The sequence below is a fragment of the Neolewinella agarilytica genome, assembly GCF_900110645.1.
Classification (GTDB): domain Bacteria; phylum Bacteroidota; class Bacteroidia; order Chitinophagales; family Saprospiraceae; genus Neolewinella; species Neolewinella agarilytica.
The window spans coordinates 66,602-81,024 of the sequence record NZ_FOFB01000007.1 but is presented as its reverse complement, the minus strand read 5'-3'; the positions used below and the strand labels follow the sequence as shown (position 1 = coordinate 81,024).

Genomic DNA, 14,423 nt, shown 5'->3' with positions numbered 1-14,423 from the left:
TTGCTAAAATGAATAATTCTATTCTGTTGTCATGCCTCCTTTTGGTAATGATAGCTTTCTCGTGTGGCTCAAAGACCGGGCCAGGGCACAATGAGGCCGAAATGATTACTGAAAGTGACGCCAATATGGAATATCTGGACTCTCACCGTCCACAGATTCACTTTTCGCCACAGGAAAAATGGATGAATGATCCGAACGGCATGGTGTTTTATGATGGCGAATACCATCTCTTTTATCAATATTACCCCGATAGCACCGTTTGGGGCCCCATGCACTGGGGACACGCTGTTAGTGAAGATATGGTACACTGGGAACATTTACCCATTGCTTTATATCCCGACAGTCTTGGATGGATATTCTCCGGAAGTGCCGTGTATGACGAGAAAAACACCAGTGGGTTGGGGGAGGATGGTAATGGGCCGCTGATTGCCATTTTTACCTACCACAACTCTGAAATGGAAAAAGCTGGCAGGCAGGATTTTCAGTACCAGGGCATTGCTTACAGCAACGACCGGGGGCGTACGTGGAAGAAATATGCGGGTAATCCCGTAGTGCCTAATACGGAATCAATTAGGGACTTCAGGGATCCGAAAGTAAGCTGGGATGCCGAACGAGAACAATGGCTAATGGTATTCGCTGCTCAAAACAGAATGATGTTCTGGAGCAGTCCGAACCTGATCGACTGGACTTTTGAGAGCGAGTTTGGCCAGGAGTTTGGTAGCCACGGAGGCGTATGGGAATGCCCTGACTTCTTCCCCGCGAGCGTAGAAGGGGAAGGAATTACTAAATGGATACTGATTGCAAGTATCAACCCGGGAGGACCAAACGGAGGCTCGGCCACCCAGTATTTTGTCGGTGATTGGGATGGTAAAACGTTTACTCTTGACGAGGACTTCAGAAAAGAAGTAACCAATGAACAAGCAGTCTGGCTGGACTACGGCCGGGACAACTACGCCGGCGTAACCTGGTCCAATATTCCTGAAACTGACGGCCGGCGGCTGTTTATCGGATGGATGAGTAACTGGCAGTATGCCCGTGATGTGCCTACCGAAGCATGGCGAAGTGCCATGACGGTAGCCCGTAAACTGGAGCTTCATCGCTTATCGTCAGGATACCGGATATTCTCTACGCCAGTAAAGGAATTGAAGCAACTTCGAACCAGTGAAAATATGTTGAACGGAGATGTAGTTTCTGCCACAATGCCCTTAAAAGCTTTCATTGCACCAGCGTCAGCGCCAATAACCGACCGCAGTAAAGGAACCTATGAACTCGAACTTGAATTCACGCTGTTGGATAAAGAAAAAGCTGGTTCTTTCGGAGTAATACTACACAATAGCTCTGGTGAGTCGTATCGGGTTGGATATGATCCTTCAGAAGATGAGTTCTTTAGCGATCGGACTAAAAGTGGTGATACCTCCTTCTCTGATAAGTTCGCCGACAAAATAACCATAGCACCACGAAATGCTGACGCTGAAACCATTCGTATGCAACTGGTTTTTGACCAAGCTTCCGCTGAGTTATTTGCGGACGGCGGAGCTACGGTGATTACCGATATATTTTTTCCCGATCAGGTCTTCAACCAGATAAGTCTGTTCAGCGAAACGGAGAATACTGTAAAACTTTCCGCAGGCAAAGCATATGCTTTAAAGCGGATTTGGGACGCCGGTATAAATAAGTAACACTGCTGCGCAATGGTAATCACCCGAACATGCGTTTCCGGTATCTTTTAACAAGGCAGGTGGCGCAGACGTGCTCACTGAACCGGCCTAACGTGCAGGTGCAAAGAAAAGTTATTATAGCCATGGAGTGCCCTGAATACTTTTGGCGAATGAAACTGGTCTCATGTCCATGTTGATCTGGCAGCTCCCTTTCCACCTGGCATAGCTTTTGCTTTATGAGCAGCTATGCAACAACGAGACTTACTCAAAGACGAAATTGAACGGCTGGGCGGTGCCATCGGTAAAGCCATTGCCCGCTTACTGAACACTACCTCCGGTAATCAGCCTGGTGCCGGCTGGGAGCAAGTGGTCAATGATGAGTTATGGGAAGCACTTGGCCTGCCGCTGGAGACATTACTGACCGCCGAAAGAGAAGAGCTGCTGAAAGTAATGGTCGGGCAAAAAATGACGCCGGTCCACATCGAACAGTTAGCTGATTTTCTTCGGGAGGCTGCCGGAAGGGAAGACCGCCCGGAGCAGCAGATTCTACTATTTGAACGGGCCATATTACTTTACGATATAGCCGCCGCAGAATCGGGGGATTATAGCTTTTCGCGGGTGGAAAAAGAGCAGGAAATTCAGCAGCAGCTTTCCCGGCTTCGCCGGTCGTAAATCAGCTTTGGTCCGTTTTGGTGGTTAGGCGTAAAAGCTGCTCCTTGAAGAAAAGGAACCCGTATATGAACGACGCTATTTTCTTCGATCAGCCAACCATCCTCCCGGCAGTGGAAGCCAGGTCTGCAGAGACAGGCTTTACCATGCCCTCCGATAAGTACATCGGTAGCCTGCTCAAAACGCTGATGAGCAGTAAGCCCAACGGAAACTTTCTGGAGTTGGGTACCGGCATTGGCTTGTCGCTTTCCTGGATGATCGATGGCCTGGTCGGAGCAGAAGCAAAGCTTACCTCCGTAGACAATGACCCCGCTCTGATCACCATCGCCGAAGGATTCTTTGGCGATGAGGCGCAAGTCCAATTAGTATGTCAGGACGGAACCGAGTGGATAAAACAGTACTCCGGAGCAGCATTTGACCTCGTTTTTGCGGACGCCTGGCCCGGGAAATACAGTGAAACGGAAGAGGTCCTCTCCTTAATAAAGCCCGGCGGCTTTTACGTCATTGATGACATGACGGCACAGCCTAACTGGCCGGACGGACACAGTGATAAGGTCGCCTGGTTGGTGGACTACCTGGAGCAGCGGGAGGACTTTGTCCTTACGAAAATGGGGTGGAGTACGGGCGTGATGGTAGTGGTGCGGGTGTAGGCTTACACATTAAACCGGAAGTGCATCACGTCACCGTCCTGCACAACATACTCCTTGCCTTCCACACCCAGCTTACCGGCGTCACGTGCACCGGCCTCAGAGCCAAACTCTACGTAGTCCGCATAGTGGATGACCTCCGCACGGATGAAGCCTTTCTCGAAGTCGGTATGGATAACACCCGCAGCACCAGGTGCTTTGGTGCCGTTGGTGATGGTCCAGGCGCGGACTTCTTTTTCGCCAGCCGTGAAGTAGGTCAATAGGTTCAGCAGCTGGTAACTGGCGCGGATGACCCGGTTTACACCAGCTTCTTCAAGGCCCATCTCTTCCAGGAATTCCAGTCGCTCTTCCTTGGTGTCCAGTTCGGCAATTTCAGCTTCGATCTGAGCGGAGACTAGGATGACCTCTGCTTTCTCCTTGGCTGCTTCTACTTTGAAGGCCTCCGTGTGCTTGTTGCCACCGGGGAAACTGTCTTCGTCTACGTTGCAAACGTAGAGGATGGGCTTGGCGGTCAGCAGGTAGAGATCCTTCACGATCTCTTCACCTTCTTCGCTGGTTTCAAAGCTACGGGCGGGCTGCTCGCTTTCCAGATGGGCGAGCAGAGCATCGCCTACCTCCACCATCTTCTTACTTTCTTTATCGCCAGACTTCGCTGTCCGCCGGAACTTATCGACCTTCTTTTCAACGGTTTCGATGTCCTTCAGGATCAGTTCCGTATCGATGATCATCTTATCCCGGACGGGGTCAACGGAGCCGTCGACGTGAACAACATTATCGTCATCAAAGCAACGAACAACGTGGATGATGGCGTCCGTCTCTCGGATATTCCCGAGAAACTGGTTGCCCAGACCTTCTCCTTTACTGGCCCCTTTGATGAGTCCGGCAATGTCCACAATGTCCACCGTGGTGGGAATCACCTTTTGTGGGTTAACCAGCTCAGAGAGTTTGTCCAGCCTTGGGTCCGGTACGGTAATAACACCGATGTTGGGCTCTTTGGTGGCAAAAGGGTAGTTGGCCGCCAGCGCCTTGGCCGAGGTCAGGGCGTTGAAGAGGGTGGATTTGCCGACGTTAGGAAGGCCGACGATGCCGCATTTGAGAGCCATGCTGTTAGTATGATAGTATTATTAGTAGGGTAGGCTGATTGTAGCTACCGCGCGTTAAATCGGGCGCAAAAGTACAAATTTAGCTTGGCAATTCAGGGCGCTGTACGCAGGTGCAATGAAAATTAAGCAGAGCAGGGTTTGCCCACCACGCGCTCCGCGCGTGAACTCATCAAAACCCTGCACCTGCGGGCGCGCCCCCAAATCCAAACCTTTGGTTAAAGCGTTGTTGTCAGCATGAGCCAACCTCTCGTAAAATTTACTGACCTTGGGAACCTCGGTTACCAGGAAGCCTGGGACCTGCAAACGGAACGCCACGCGGCTATTGTGGCCCGGAAGCGAGAAAACCGCGAGCGGAAAAAGGAGGATAAACTGCCGGTTCTCCAGACCCATGAATTGCTGTTTGTGGAACATCCGCCCGTTTACACACTGGGTAAATCGGGTTCCATTGATCATCTGCTGCTTAATGAGGCACAACTCGAAAACCAGGGCTTCACTTTTCATAAAATCAATCGTGGTGGAGACATTACCTACCACGGCCCGGGTCAGCTGGTGGCTTACCCGCTCTTTGATCTGGATGAGTTCTTTAATGATGTACATCAATACGTCCGTTTTCTGGAAGAGGTAGTGATCCGGACCTGCGCCGATTTTGGAATTTATGCCGAAAGGGATGAAGGATTTACGGGCGTATGGCTGCCCGGAAACGAAGCCACAAGCCAGCCCCGCCGAAAAATCTGTGCCATCGGTGTACACCTTAGTCGGTGGACCACCCTCCATGGCTTTGCCTTCAACGTGCAGCCGGACCTCGATCACTTTGGCAACATCGTTCCTTGCGGTATTGCCGATGATAATCGGGCCGTCACCAGTCTGAGTCAGGAGTTGGGCAGATCCGTTACGCTGGAGGAGGTAAAACCCTTAGTGAAAGCTCACTTCAGGGATATTTTTGATTTTGATTGGGCCTGACCCACCATTCGGTCAGGGAGTTGCATCTTTAGGTTGTCTCACGAATCACTATGACCGAGCAAGACCTCATAACCGGATGTAAAGGCAACGACCGCCGCGCCCAGCGGGCGGTTTATGATCGATACAGCCCGGTCATGCTGGCCGTAGCAAGACGATATACCGCCCGGGATGCCGATGCGGAAGACGTGTTGGTAACGGCCTTTTTCAAGGTCTTCGATAAAATTGCCTCTTTTAACGAACAGGGCAGCTTCGAAGGTTGGATTCGCCGTATCGTAGTCAATGAAGCACTGATGCTGTTGCGTAAAAAGCACGCATTGAAGCAGGCTTCGGAATTAGACGATGTGAATCCCGCCACTTTCTCCGTTCCGGCCAGTGCAACTGCCCGGCTGGCGGAAGCCGACATTATGGCCCTGCTGGATACGATGCCCGCGGGCTACCGGACGGTTTTTAACCTCTACGTAGTGGAAGGCTATAAACACCGGGAAATCGCCGAGATGCTGGAGATCAGCATCAATACGAGTAAATCACAGCTCATCCTGGCTAAAAAGCGGATGCGCGAACAATTAGAAAAAATGGGTTACACCGCTAGCCCTTAAAGCATTAAACCATGGCAAATTTTGATCCCTTCGAGAAGGAATTTCGCCGCCAGGCTACTGGCTTGCGCCGGACGCCAGCATCCCGGAGCTGGAACCGGATTGAGCGCCGGCTCGACAAGCGCCGGGGTGGGGGAAGCAGCATTCTGGGTATTCGCCCCTGGATGATCGCGGCACTGCTCTTGCTGGTGGCCGGAACGACCATCATGACTAAAATGGCCAGTGACCGGAACAACCCGCTGGCGCAACGCTCTCAATTTATTGAAGAACTCTCCGCTCCCTACACGCCGATGGAGAACTTTGAGCCCGTTGAATACCTGAATGGCGCACCCGATGGCGGGGAGGAAATTATTCAGGATGCAGACTTTCGGGACTTTGTCGTCTCCAGGGAATACCGCGTAAATGGTTGATTTAGGCCCGGTAGCCCTCAGGAATTAAACAATTGGCCCCACACCGTGGTACTAAATGGTCATGAGGCTCCGGATGCTCACATTGCTGATTTTTTTGTTGACTGCTCTTTCTGTATTTGGTCAGACGAATGACTACAGCAATCAGGTGATGGTAATTGAAGCCATGCTGGAAGAGGCTAATTACCGGGCGGCTAAAGCCCAGAGCCAGGCACTCATCAAAAGTGGAGAGGAAGCCCAACTGCCATTGGTGAAAGCAGAAGGACACCGGTTATTGGGCAGGGCACTGACGGAAAGCAAACAGGCTACTGCCAAAGAAAGAGTGGCCGGTATCCGGGAGCTCAAACTGGCGGCTCAACTCTTTCGAAAAGAACGGAAGGGAGAAGCCGTGGAAGATATTCTTGGAAGGCTGGAGAAATTAACGGGAAACCGGAAAACGGAGACCGTCGAATTGCCTTCAGCTCGAAAGCGACGAAGTAAGATCCCCAATGCCGATTCGATCAATGAGGCTTCTCTTTCTGCAATTGTGTCGGTTCAGAACCAAACCATCACCGCCCTTAATGACAGCCAGGTGCGGCAAATGTTACAGCTGCAGGAGCAGGAGCGTGAACTGGATGCTTTGGCCTTTCAGATACTTAATGACAGCATCCTGCTCATTCAGCAGGAAAGTGTGATTGACCGGCAGCAAGCTGTGGTGCAACAGGAAAAACTCCGACGTAACTTTTTACTGGCACTGGCCGGAGGCATCTTGTTAGTTCTGGCCTCTCTGTACTTCCGTTTTCGATCGAGCAAACGCTACCAGGCGAAGCTGGAGGAACAGAATCAGATAATTTCCCGCGAGCGTAAGCGCTCGGACGAGTTACTGCGCAATATTCTTCCTGCTACCGTGGCGGAAGAATTAAAGACGAAAGGCAAGGCCACTGCCCGGAGTTACCCCTCCGTATCGGTGCTGTTTGCCGACTTTAAGGGCTTTAGCGCCCTGGCCTCCACCTTGGACCCGGAAACACTGGTGAGCTTGCTGGACGAAACCTTCAGGGCTTTTGATGAGATCGTCCGTAAGCATCGCCTGGAAAAAATCAAAACCATCGGAGACTGCTATATGTGCGCCGGCGGCTTGCCGGAGCCGGATACGGATCATGCTGAGCGGATGGTCCGGGCGGCACTCGATATTCAGGCTTACCTGGAGACAAATGACTATTTCAAGGCGCGGATTGGGATTCACAGTGGCCCGGTGGTAGCGGGAGTTGTGGGGCAAGACAAGTTCGTCTATGATATCTGGGGGGATACCGTCAATCAGGCCGCACGGCTGGAGGCAGCGGGAGACGTTGGTCGGGTAGCAATATCGCAGACGACTAAAGAGCTGCTACCTGATACATTTGTTGTTGAGCCGGCGGGAACTTTCGACGCAAAAAACATCGGTCCGATGGAACGGTTCTTTGTCCGTCAGGGCAATTGATAGCTGCCCACGCTTAGCTGTGGTTGGCTTTGCCGTGGATCTTGATCAAACCAGAAAACAAGCGTAACCATCTCATTGGGGCCGAGCATCGGAACGATGTGCGCTTCCTCGGCAGCACCTTTTGCCTTATTGCTCAAACTGGCCTTCACCTTCAGCTTGTGTACACTGATGCTGCCCCGGTTCGTCACTTCTACCGGTAGCACCCATTCTTCTCCTCTTCGTTCGATCTTATCGTCCAGAATAGCCAGGTCGAAGGCAGGCTCTATGCGGGGCTGCAGCGCAGACCAAATGAAGAAACCTATGAGGCTAAGAATTAATAAGAGACTAACGCCACGGACGGACCATGCAATAATGGTTGGAGGAGGCTGCTGCTCCGTGGAGGAATCTTTCGCTGAGTTTTTCTGATCGTCTTTCATGGTAAAAAGGGTTTATTGCTTAATAGGGGTAATTTGAAACGCCCTCTTAAATGACCAGCCTGCCGGCTGAGCCTCCTAGAGTGGTTGCGTAGCCCAGGACCACAATCCAGGGCAGTAATACTGAAAGGGGTGTTTCGGGCGTCAGGTAGCCAAACATCCATAGAAGAGCTGCGGAAACGACTAGTGAGATAGCGTAACAAATCACCGTTTCTGCCCAGCTTGGGCCCATAATTCCTTTGGCATCTTCTTCGTTTTCTTCGAACTCCGTCATGAAGATCATCAGGTAGCTGACGAACAGGGAGAACAGGATGATGCCAATCATTTGTAATGATTTAGCGGAAGTCGCAATGGTAATTGGCTCTTGGGTGGCGCCAACATTGAAGGCGAACATAATGCCCCCGAGAAGGGAAGCGATCATTTTTGTCTTGTCTCTGGACCAGTTTTTCGTCAGGTCCTTACTGTCATTACTGTCACCACTGCCTAATTGACTTTTGGCAAGGCTGGCTCCGAAGCTGGTGGGAACCATTTCCAGGGCAATACAGCTCAGGATGATGTCTACCGACATTTCAGGTCCTATTTGATCGATCAGGAGCAGTGTAATGACGCTGGCCGCCAGGCCGATGCCCATACTGCTCAGTGCATCGAGCCAGGGTACCTGCTGATCAGTCTTTCCTTTGAACCCGCTGTAAAAAGCAAATCCTACATTAATGAAATAACAGGCTATGATGATGAGAACGAGTGCCCAGGCAGGAATTACCCGCGCGCGGGCCCACATTTCCATCGTAAAGTGTAACGGCAGGGCCAGAAACAAGGCCCCGCAGAAGGCCCGGGAAAGATTCCTGAGGTCGACTTTATACAAGGGTGTTTTGGTATCACCCTCGGTGATAACATCGGTAAGTGGAGAAATGGCGAATAACTTGGGCATGTAGCCTGCAACGGCTTCCGGGAGGAGGCTGTTCGCTGCGGTTTTCAAAAAAGGGCGTGCCTTAAACCTCCTTCAAGGGCTTAGCCTGCATTAACCAGCCGGCTCACAAAAAAGCCATCCCCGTCATACCCGTCCACCTCGGGTAGAAAAGTCTGTTTATGTTCCAATGTCCAGCTCTGGCCCGTTTCGGAGGCCAGGAAGGCGTCTACCTGCGCGTCGTTCTCCTGCGGCAGGATACTGCAGGTGGCATAGACCATTTTACCGCCGGGCTTGACCATTTTGCTGTAGCGGCTCAGAATGTCGGCCTGCTCGATGACGACGCGGTCAATGAAATCCTGAGATAATTTCCACTTGGCATCGGGGTTACGGCGCAAGACACCGAGGCCGGAGCAAGGGACGTCGAGCAACAGGCGATCCGCCCGCCCGGCGAGTCGTTTGATGACTTTGGTGGAAGTGATTTCTCTTGTTTCGAGGTTACTCACACCGTTGCGGCGTGCGCGTTCTTTCAGGTTTTTGAGCTTCCAGCCGTGAATGTCCAGGCTAAGGATCTTTCCCCGGTTTTCCATGAGGGCGGCCAGGTGCAGACTCTTGCCACCGGCACCCGCGCAGGCATCGATGACGGTGTGGCCGGGTTCCACCTCCAGGGCAGGTGCTGCCTGCTGACTGCTGAAGTCCTGAACTTCAAAGAGTCCGTTGCTGAAGGCTTTCGTACGGAAGAGGTTGCGCCGTTCGGTCACCAAAAGTGCATCATCAGAGATAACCTCGGTCTGTATGCCGTCAGTGGCCAACTGTTTCTGGACTTCCTGGGGCGTGGCTTTGAGGCGGTTTGCCCGCAGCACTACGGGGGCCTGTTCGTTCAGGGCGGAAAGGGTAGGCTCCCAAAGCTCGCCGAGCTGGGTGGCCCCGACTTTATCCAGCCAATCGGGGATGCTCTCGCGTAGCGCGCGGGTGGTCTGAGCATCCGTCCATTTTTCCTGAATCTCCTTTTCGTTCAGCCCGGCAAATTCTTTCCAGGGAGGAAGTGATTCTCCTTCGAGTAGCAGTTGGATACCCACCAGTCGCCACCAGTCTTCGCGCTTTTTGGGCTTGCCACCTCCTGCCAGATGACGGAGTAAACGGTAGTTGCGGACGACATTGTAGGTCTGCTCGGCAATGAAGGCGCGGTCTTTGCTGCCACGGCGTTTATCAGCCTTCAGCACCCGGGCAATTTCCCGGTCGGCGTAAGCACCATCAGTGAAGATGGCGGCGAGGGCGGAGGCGATGGCTTCCAGATGAGCGGGATAGATCATGAGTAAAGGGGGAAGGGGAGAAAGGAATAAGGGGGGAAGGGGAGAAAAGAATAAGGGGCAGCAAAGGTAAACGGAAGTAGACAATCAAAAAGAGAAGATTCCGGGCGACGGCGCGCAGGGGCAAGGAAAGGGTGGGAGAGCAGGGGAGAGTCACCCGTTTTCAACTGGAATCTGCGCCCGCTTGTCTTTAGCGTAAAGCATCTTCCATGAACCTCAATCAAATTACCGTCCCCGCCATCAATGTTCAGGAGACGGTCACCTTTTACCAAACCCTCGGCCTGGAACTGATCGTAGAGGCTATGCCCAAATATGCCCGACTGCTCTGCCCGGATGGAAACGCTACGCTATCCGTTCATAAAGTGGAGGAGCCGGTAATCGGGCCCGGAGTTATCATCTACTTCGAGTGTGAACAGCTCGATGAGGTGGTCGCTGATTTGGTAAACAAAGGCATCCGGTTTGACCAGTTGCCTCAAGACGAAAGCTGGCTTTGGCGCGAGGCCATCCTGAACGACCCCGCCGGCAATAAGATCAAGCTATACTTTGCGGGGAAGAATCGCCTGAATCCTCCCTGGCGCGTAGCAACGGCGTAAGCTGCTTCCAGCAGCGACCGGCCAAAGCGGCTTCACAGCCGCGCTACCAATGCTGAAGGCATTATTCTTCCTTAGTTTTTTCGCTATCCTCCCCAAACACCACCCCTTCATAAAAATCTCCCACCGCAATCTGCACCCCTAGCGTACGTATCTCCACCAATTGATCCTCCTTAAAGTAAGACCGAATATGCCAAAGTTCGTTTGATTCCCGATAGTAGGTGTCCACAAGTAATTTCCGGGAGTCGATCAGGATATATTCTTTAAAACTGTCTAGCTGTCGGTAGGCATTGAACTTTTCCGCTCGGTCTGTTTCTCCCGTGCTTTCGGAAAGGACTTCTACGATGAGGCAGGGGTTTAACAGTTTTTCTATACCGGCCTCTTCCTTTTCAGTATTCGGGTCACAGACAGCACTTAGGTCGGGGAAAAAGTAGCTGTTTCTGGAAGGAATTGAAACAGCGCTATCGCTAAGGAATATCTCGCAGTTGTTAGGGTTCGCATCCATCTTCCTGAATGCATTCTTGATTAAGCGATTGTGTGCAGGGCTCCCCCCCGCCATCATACGAATCCCTCCATCAACATATTCCAGCTTATGCTCTGACTTTTCGAGCTCCTTGAAGTATTCTTCAGGGGTGTACCGGCGATTGGGGAATGAGATTGCTTCCATACTGTAATAACGATGGTAATGGGAGGAAAGTTAAAGATAAGGGTCTCTACTCTACCAGATCAAACCGTCCCCGCCCTGGCGCGTAGCAACGACGTAAGCTGCTTCCAGCAGCGACCGGCTAAAGCGTACTCTGCACGCGCTATCGAATAATGGTAGCGCGGCTGGAAGCCGCTTTGGCCGGTCACACGCGGAGCGGTGCTTGCTCCGGTAACTCCCCTTGCACCCGCGTCCGCGCCCCCGCAACTCTTCGCCCCGATAAAACCGTTACCGCAAGCAAATCCCGCGCCCTATCTTCGCGCCTAAATTTATTGCAGCCTATGTCAGCTAAAACGTATTCCGCCAAAGACGTTGAATCCAAGTGGTACGCCCACTGGATGGAAAAGAACTACTTTCACAGTGAGCCCGATGAGCGCGAGCCCTACACGATTATAATTCCTCCGCCCAACGTCACCGGTGTGCTGCACATGGGGCACATGCTCAATAATACCATTCAGGATATTCTGATTCGCAAGGCCCGCCTCGACGGAAAGAACGCCTGTTGGGTTCCCGGAACGGACCACGCCAGCATCGCTACGGAAGCCAAGGTGGTTAAGAAACTGCGCGAGCAGGGTATCAAGAAATCCGACCTGAGCCGGGACGAATTCATGACCCACGCCTTCGCCTGGAAAGAGGAATACGGCGGCATTATTCTGAAGCAATTGCAGGAGCTGGGCGCCAGCTGTGACTGGGAGCGCACCCGCTTTACGATGGAGCCGGAGCTGTACAAGGCCGTTATCAAGGTCTTCGTTAACCTCCACAAAAAAGGTAAGCTTTACCGTGGCCTGCGGATGACGAACTGGGACCCCGCCGCCCAGACGGTTCTCTCCAACGAAGAGGTAATCCATACCGAAGAAAACAAGAATCTCTACCACGTTCGGTACAAGGTGGCGGGTACGGAGGACGAATACATCGTTATCGCCACCAGCCGCCCGGAGACCATCCCGGCGGATACGGCTCTGGCCGTTCACCCGGACGACGAGCGCTACAAGAAATACCACGGCCGCAAAGTCATCGTTCCCATCGCCAATCGTGAGATTCCGATCATCGCCGATGATTATGTGGCGATGGACTTCGGTACCGGTGCCCTGAAGATCACTCCGGCGCACGACATGAACGACAATGCCCTGGGCGAAAAGTACGGCCTGGAGGTTATCGACCTGCTCAACCCGGACGGTACCCTGAACGAGAACGCCATCGAGTTTGTGGGCATGGACCGCGACGAAGCCCGCGTTGAGTTCGTTAAGCTGCTCAAGAAAACCGGTGACCTGCTGGAAACCAAGCAGTACCGCACGAGCGTTGGCCGCTCTGAGCGGACGAATGCCGTCATTGAGCCACGGCTGACGATGCAGTGGTTCCTGAAAATGGACGAACTGGCAGCCACCGCCCTGAACGCCGTTGAGTCTGGCGATATTACGTTCCACCCGGCCAGCATGATCAACATGTACCGTAGCTGGCTGAAGGAAGAAAACGTCAGAGACTGGCCCATCAGCCGGCAACTTTGGTGGGGGCAGCGCATCCCGGCATACTACTACAAGGACGAAATTTTTGTCGCTGAAACCGCCGAAGAAGCTCTGGCAGAGGCCCGGCGTAAGCTCCCGGCGGAGAACCTCACCATGGATGACCTGCAGCAAGACGAGGACGTGCTCGATACCTGGTTCTCCAGCTGGCTCTGGCCCATGTCCGTCTTCGACGGCTGGAAAGACAGCAAGGAACTGGAATATTACTACCCGACGAACGACCTCGTTACGGGCTGGGACATCATTTTCTTCTGGGTGGCCCGCATGATTATGGCCGGCTACGAATTCAGCGAAGAACTGCTGGGAGAGGCCTTCGCAAAGGAGAAGGGGAAGATGCCTTTCCGGAACGTCTACTTCACTGGCATGGTCCGCGACGAGAAGCGACGCAAGATGTCCAAAAGCCTGGGCAACAGCCCGGACGCGCTGGAACTACTGAAAAACTACGGTGCGGACGGTGTCCGTTTCGGTATGATGCGGTCCGCCGCTGCGGGCAACGACATCGTTTTTGATGCGCCAATTGATCAGAAGACGGGCAAGGTTCTCAATGAATCCGAGCTCTGTAACCAGGGCAAGAAGTTCTGTAACAAGATCTTTAACGCCAACCGTTTGATTCAGTCGTTTGAGCAGTCGGATAAAGCCCCGGACCCCGTCACCATCCTGGCCGGTAAGTGGCTGGACGCGAAGCTGAACCACACCGTCGCCGAAACGGATCGCCTGCTGGGCGAGTACCGGATCAGTGAGGCGCTGAGCCTGCTCTACAACTTCATCTGGGGCGATTTCTGCTCCTGGTACCTGGAGGCCATCAAGCCCGCTGACGGTAAGCTGAGTAAGGAGACTTACGACTTCACGATCAGCGCCTTCGAGCGCATGATGATCATCCTGCACCCCTTCATGCCCTTCATCACCGAGGAGGTTTGGCATGAGTTGCGCGAGCGTGGTGAGGGTGAAGATTGTATCGTTAGCCGCTGGCCGGAGGCCAGTGCCTACGACGCGGAGATCGTCAAGACTTTCAGCGTTTTGCAAGACATCGTTTCCAGCACACGGGACATTCGTAACCAGCGGAAAGTGAGCCATCGGGATGCCTTGCAGCTGTTCATTCAGCGGAGCGACGCCAGTGAGGCGCTTTTGGGCGCTACCGCAGGTGCAAAGGAATTCCTGATGAAGAGCGGTGTTCTCTCCACCGTTGAACTGACCGGCGACACGCCGGCCAACGCGCTGCCCTTCCTCGTCGGAAACGACAAGGCCTACCTCGTCCTCAACGAAACCATTGACCGTGCCGCTGAAGCCGAGAAGATCAACGCCGAGATCGCCCGCCTGGAAGGACAGGTGAAGGGCGTAGAGAAGAAGCTGGCCAATGAGCGCTTTGTCGCTAACGCCCCGGAGGCCGTCGTTGCTCTGGAACGCAAAAAACTGGCGGACTGGACGGCGAAGATTGAGTCGCTGCGGGCGATGGTGTAGGGGGGGATAGCTCGCTCGTTTACCTGTTTTTT

At 53.1% G+C, this 14,423-nt stretch carries 14 protein-coding genes; 9 read left to right on the top strand and 5 right to left on the bottom strand.

Annotation, left to right across the window (positions count from 1 at the left end; genetic code table 11):
• Positions 1–8 precede the first annotated feature (8 nt).
• From BM123_RS08100 to BM123_RS08090, 3 genes are all read left to right on the top strand, one after another.
• A complete protein-coding gene (locus BM123_RS08100) occupies positions 9–1,679 on the top strand; it encodes a glycoside hydrolase family 32 protein (protein WP_090167120.1) in 1,671 nt (556 codons plus the stop codon).
• A 225-nt stretch (positions 1,680–1,904) separates the two neighbouring features.
• The gene (locus BM123_RS08095) at positions 1,905–2,330 is read left to right on the top strand and encodes a hypothetical protein (RefSeq protein ID WP_090167118.1); all 426 of its coding nucleotides are present in this window, start codon (positions 1,905–1,907) and stop codon (positions 2,328–2,330) included.
• Positions 2,331–2,395: 65 nt separating this feature from the next.
• Positions 2,396–2,977, top strand: coding sequence for an O-methyltransferase (locus BM123_RS08090; protein WP_090167116.1), 582 nt, complete (start codon positions 2,396–2,398; stop codon positions 2,975–2,977).
• A gap of 2 nt (positions 2,978–2,979) precedes the next feature.
• On the opposite strand, the gene ychF is transcribed toward BM123_RS08090, so the two are convergent.
• Positions 2,980–4,077, bottom strand: coding sequence for a redox-regulated ATPase YchF (gene ychF, locus BM123_RS08085; protein WP_090167114.1), 1,098 nt, complete (start codon positions 4,075–4,077; stop codon positions 2,980–2,982).
• 234 nt (positions 4,078–4,311) lie between these two features.
• On the opposite strand from ychF, the gene lipB reads away from it, so the two are divergent.
• Genes lipB through BM123_RS08060 form a run of 4 tightly spaced genes read left to right on the top strand, consistent with a single transcriptional unit; the run spans position 4,312 to position 7,493 of the window.
• Entirely contained in the window at positions 4,312–5,037 is a 726-nt protein-coding gene (lipB, locus tag BM123_RS08075) for a lipoyl(octanoyl) transferase LipB (RefSeq protein WP_090167110.1), read from the top strand.
• Positions 5,038–5,087: 50 nt separating this feature from the next.
• A complete protein-coding gene (locus BM123_RS08070; protein ID WP_090167108.1) occupies positions 5,088–5,633 on the top strand; it encodes an RNA polymerase sigma factor in 546 nt (181 codons plus the stop codon).
• Between the two features lie 11 nt (positions 5,634–5,644).
• Positions 5,645–6,040, top strand: a complete 396-nt coding sequence (locus tag BM123_RS08065; protein ID WP_090167106.1) for a hypothetical protein — start codon at positions 5,645–5,647, stop codon at positions 6,038–6,040.
• 55 nt (positions 6,041–6,095) lie between these two features.
• Positions 6,096–7,493: an adenylate/guanylate cyclase domain-containing protein gene (locus BM123_RS08060; protein ID WP_090167104.1), complete on the top strand. Its 1,398-nt coding sequence runs from the start codon at positions 6,096–6,098 to the stop codon at positions 7,491–7,493.
• On the opposite strand, the gene BM123_RS08055 is transcribed toward BM123_RS08060, so the two are convergent.
• The 3 genes from BM123_RS08055 to BM123_RS08045 form a co-directional block, all read right to left on the bottom strand.
• Positions 7,481–7,909 (bottom strand): hypothetical protein, encoded by a 429-nt coding sequence (locus BM123_RS08055; RefSeq protein WP_090167101.1) that lies wholly within the window; start codon positions 7,907–7,909, stop codon positions 7,481–7,483. The two genes, BM123_RS08060 and BM123_RS08055, sit on opposite strands and share 13 nt — an antisense overlap.
• A 46-nt stretch (positions 7,910–7,955) precedes the next feature.
• Positions 7,956–8,834 (bottom strand): DUF2391 family protein, encoded by an 879-nt coding sequence (locus BM123_RS08050; RefSeq protein ID WP_139211810.1) that lies wholly within the window; start codon positions 8,832–8,834, stop codon positions 7,956–7,958.
• Between the two features lie 80 nt (positions 8,835–8,914).
• Positions 8,915–10,123 (bottom strand): RsmB/NOP family class I SAM-dependent RNA methyltransferase, encoded by a 1,209-nt coding sequence (locus tag BM123_RS08045; protein ID WP_175489293.1) that lies wholly within the window; start codon positions 10,121–10,123, stop codon positions 8,915–8,917.
• Between the two features lie 206 nt (positions 10,124–10,329).
• Between BM123_RS08045 and BM123_RS08040 the strand changes: the two genes are divergently transcribed.
• A complete protein-coding gene (locus BM123_RS08040) occupies positions 10,330–10,713 on the top strand; it encodes a VOC family protein (RefSeq protein ID WP_090167098.1) in 384 nt (127 codons plus the stop codon).
• 61 nt (positions 10,714–10,774) lie between these two features.
• Here BM123_RS08040 and BM123_RS08035 read toward each other — a convergent pair whose 3' ends face one another.
• Positions 10,775–11,377, bottom strand: a complete 603-nt coding sequence (locus BM123_RS08035) for a Uma2 family endonuclease (protein ID WP_090167096.1) — start codon at positions 11,375–11,377, stop codon at positions 10,775–10,777.
• Positions 11,378–11,694: 317 nt separating this feature from the next.
• Here BM123_RS08035 and BM123_RS08030 point away from each other — a divergent pair, with 317 nt between their 5' ends.
• A complete protein-coding gene (locus BM123_RS08030) occupies positions 11,695–14,391 on the top strand; it encodes a valine--tRNA ligase (RefSeq protein ID WP_090167094.1) in 2,697 nt (898 codons plus the stop codon).
• The last annotated feature ends 32 nt before the right edge of the window (positions 14,392–14,423 follow it).

Bases quoted from the DNA above. Each gene is read 5' to 3' on its own strand.
- BM123_RS08100 (WP_090167120.1), top strand. From the start codon at position 9: ATGAATAATTCTATTCTGTTGTCATGCCTCCTTTTGGTAATGATAGCT.
- BM123_RS08095 (WP_090167118.1), top strand. From the start codon at position 1,905: ATGCAACAACGAGACTTACTCAAAGACGAAATTGAACGGCTGGGCGGT.
- BM123_RS08090 (WP_090167116.1), top strand. From the start codon at position 2,396: ATGAACGACGCTATTTTCTTCGATCAGCCAACCATCCTCCCGGCAGTG.
- ychF (WP_090167114.1), bottom strand. From the start codon at position 4,077: ATGGCTCTCAAATGCGGCATCGTCGGCCTTCCTAACGTCGGCAAATCC.
- lipB (WP_090167110.1), top strand. From the start codon at position 4,312: ATGAGCCAACCTCTCGTAAAATTTACTGACCTTGGGAACCTCGGTTAC.
- BM123_RS08070 (WP_090167108.1), top strand. From the start codon at position 5,088: ATGACCGAGCAAGACCTCATAACCGGATGTAAAGGCAACGACCGCCGC.
- BM123_RS08065 (WP_090167106.1), top strand. From the start codon at position 5,645: ATGGCAAATTTTGATCCCTTCGAGAAGGAATTTCGCCGCCAGGCTACT.
- BM123_RS08060 (WP_090167104.1), top strand. From the start codon at position 6,096: ATGGTCATGAGGCTCCGGATGCTCACATTGCTGATTTTTTTGTTGACT.
- BM123_RS08055 (WP_090167101.1), bottom strand. From the start codon at position 7,909: ATGAAAGACGATCAGAAAAACTCAGCGAAAGATTCCTCCACGGAGCAG.
- BM123_RS08050 (WP_139211810.1), bottom strand. From the start codon at position 8,834: ATGCCCAAGTTATTCGCCATTTCTCCACTTACCGATGTTATCACCGAG.
- BM123_RS08045 (WP_175489293.1), bottom strand. From the start codon at position 10,123: ATGATCTATCCCGCTCATCTGGAAGCCATCGCCTCCGCCCTCGCCGCC.
- BM123_RS08040 (WP_090167098.1), top strand. From the start codon at position 10,330: ATGAACCTCAATCAAATTACCGTCCCCGCCATCAATGTTCAGGAGACG.
- BM123_RS08035 (WP_090167096.1), bottom strand. From the start codon at position 11,377: ATGGAAGCAATCTCATTCCCCAATCGCCGGTACACCCCTGAAGAATAC.
- BM123_RS08030 (WP_090167094.1), top strand. From the start codon at position 11,695: ATGTCAGCTAAAACGTATTCCGCCAAAGACGTTGAATCCAAGTGGTAC.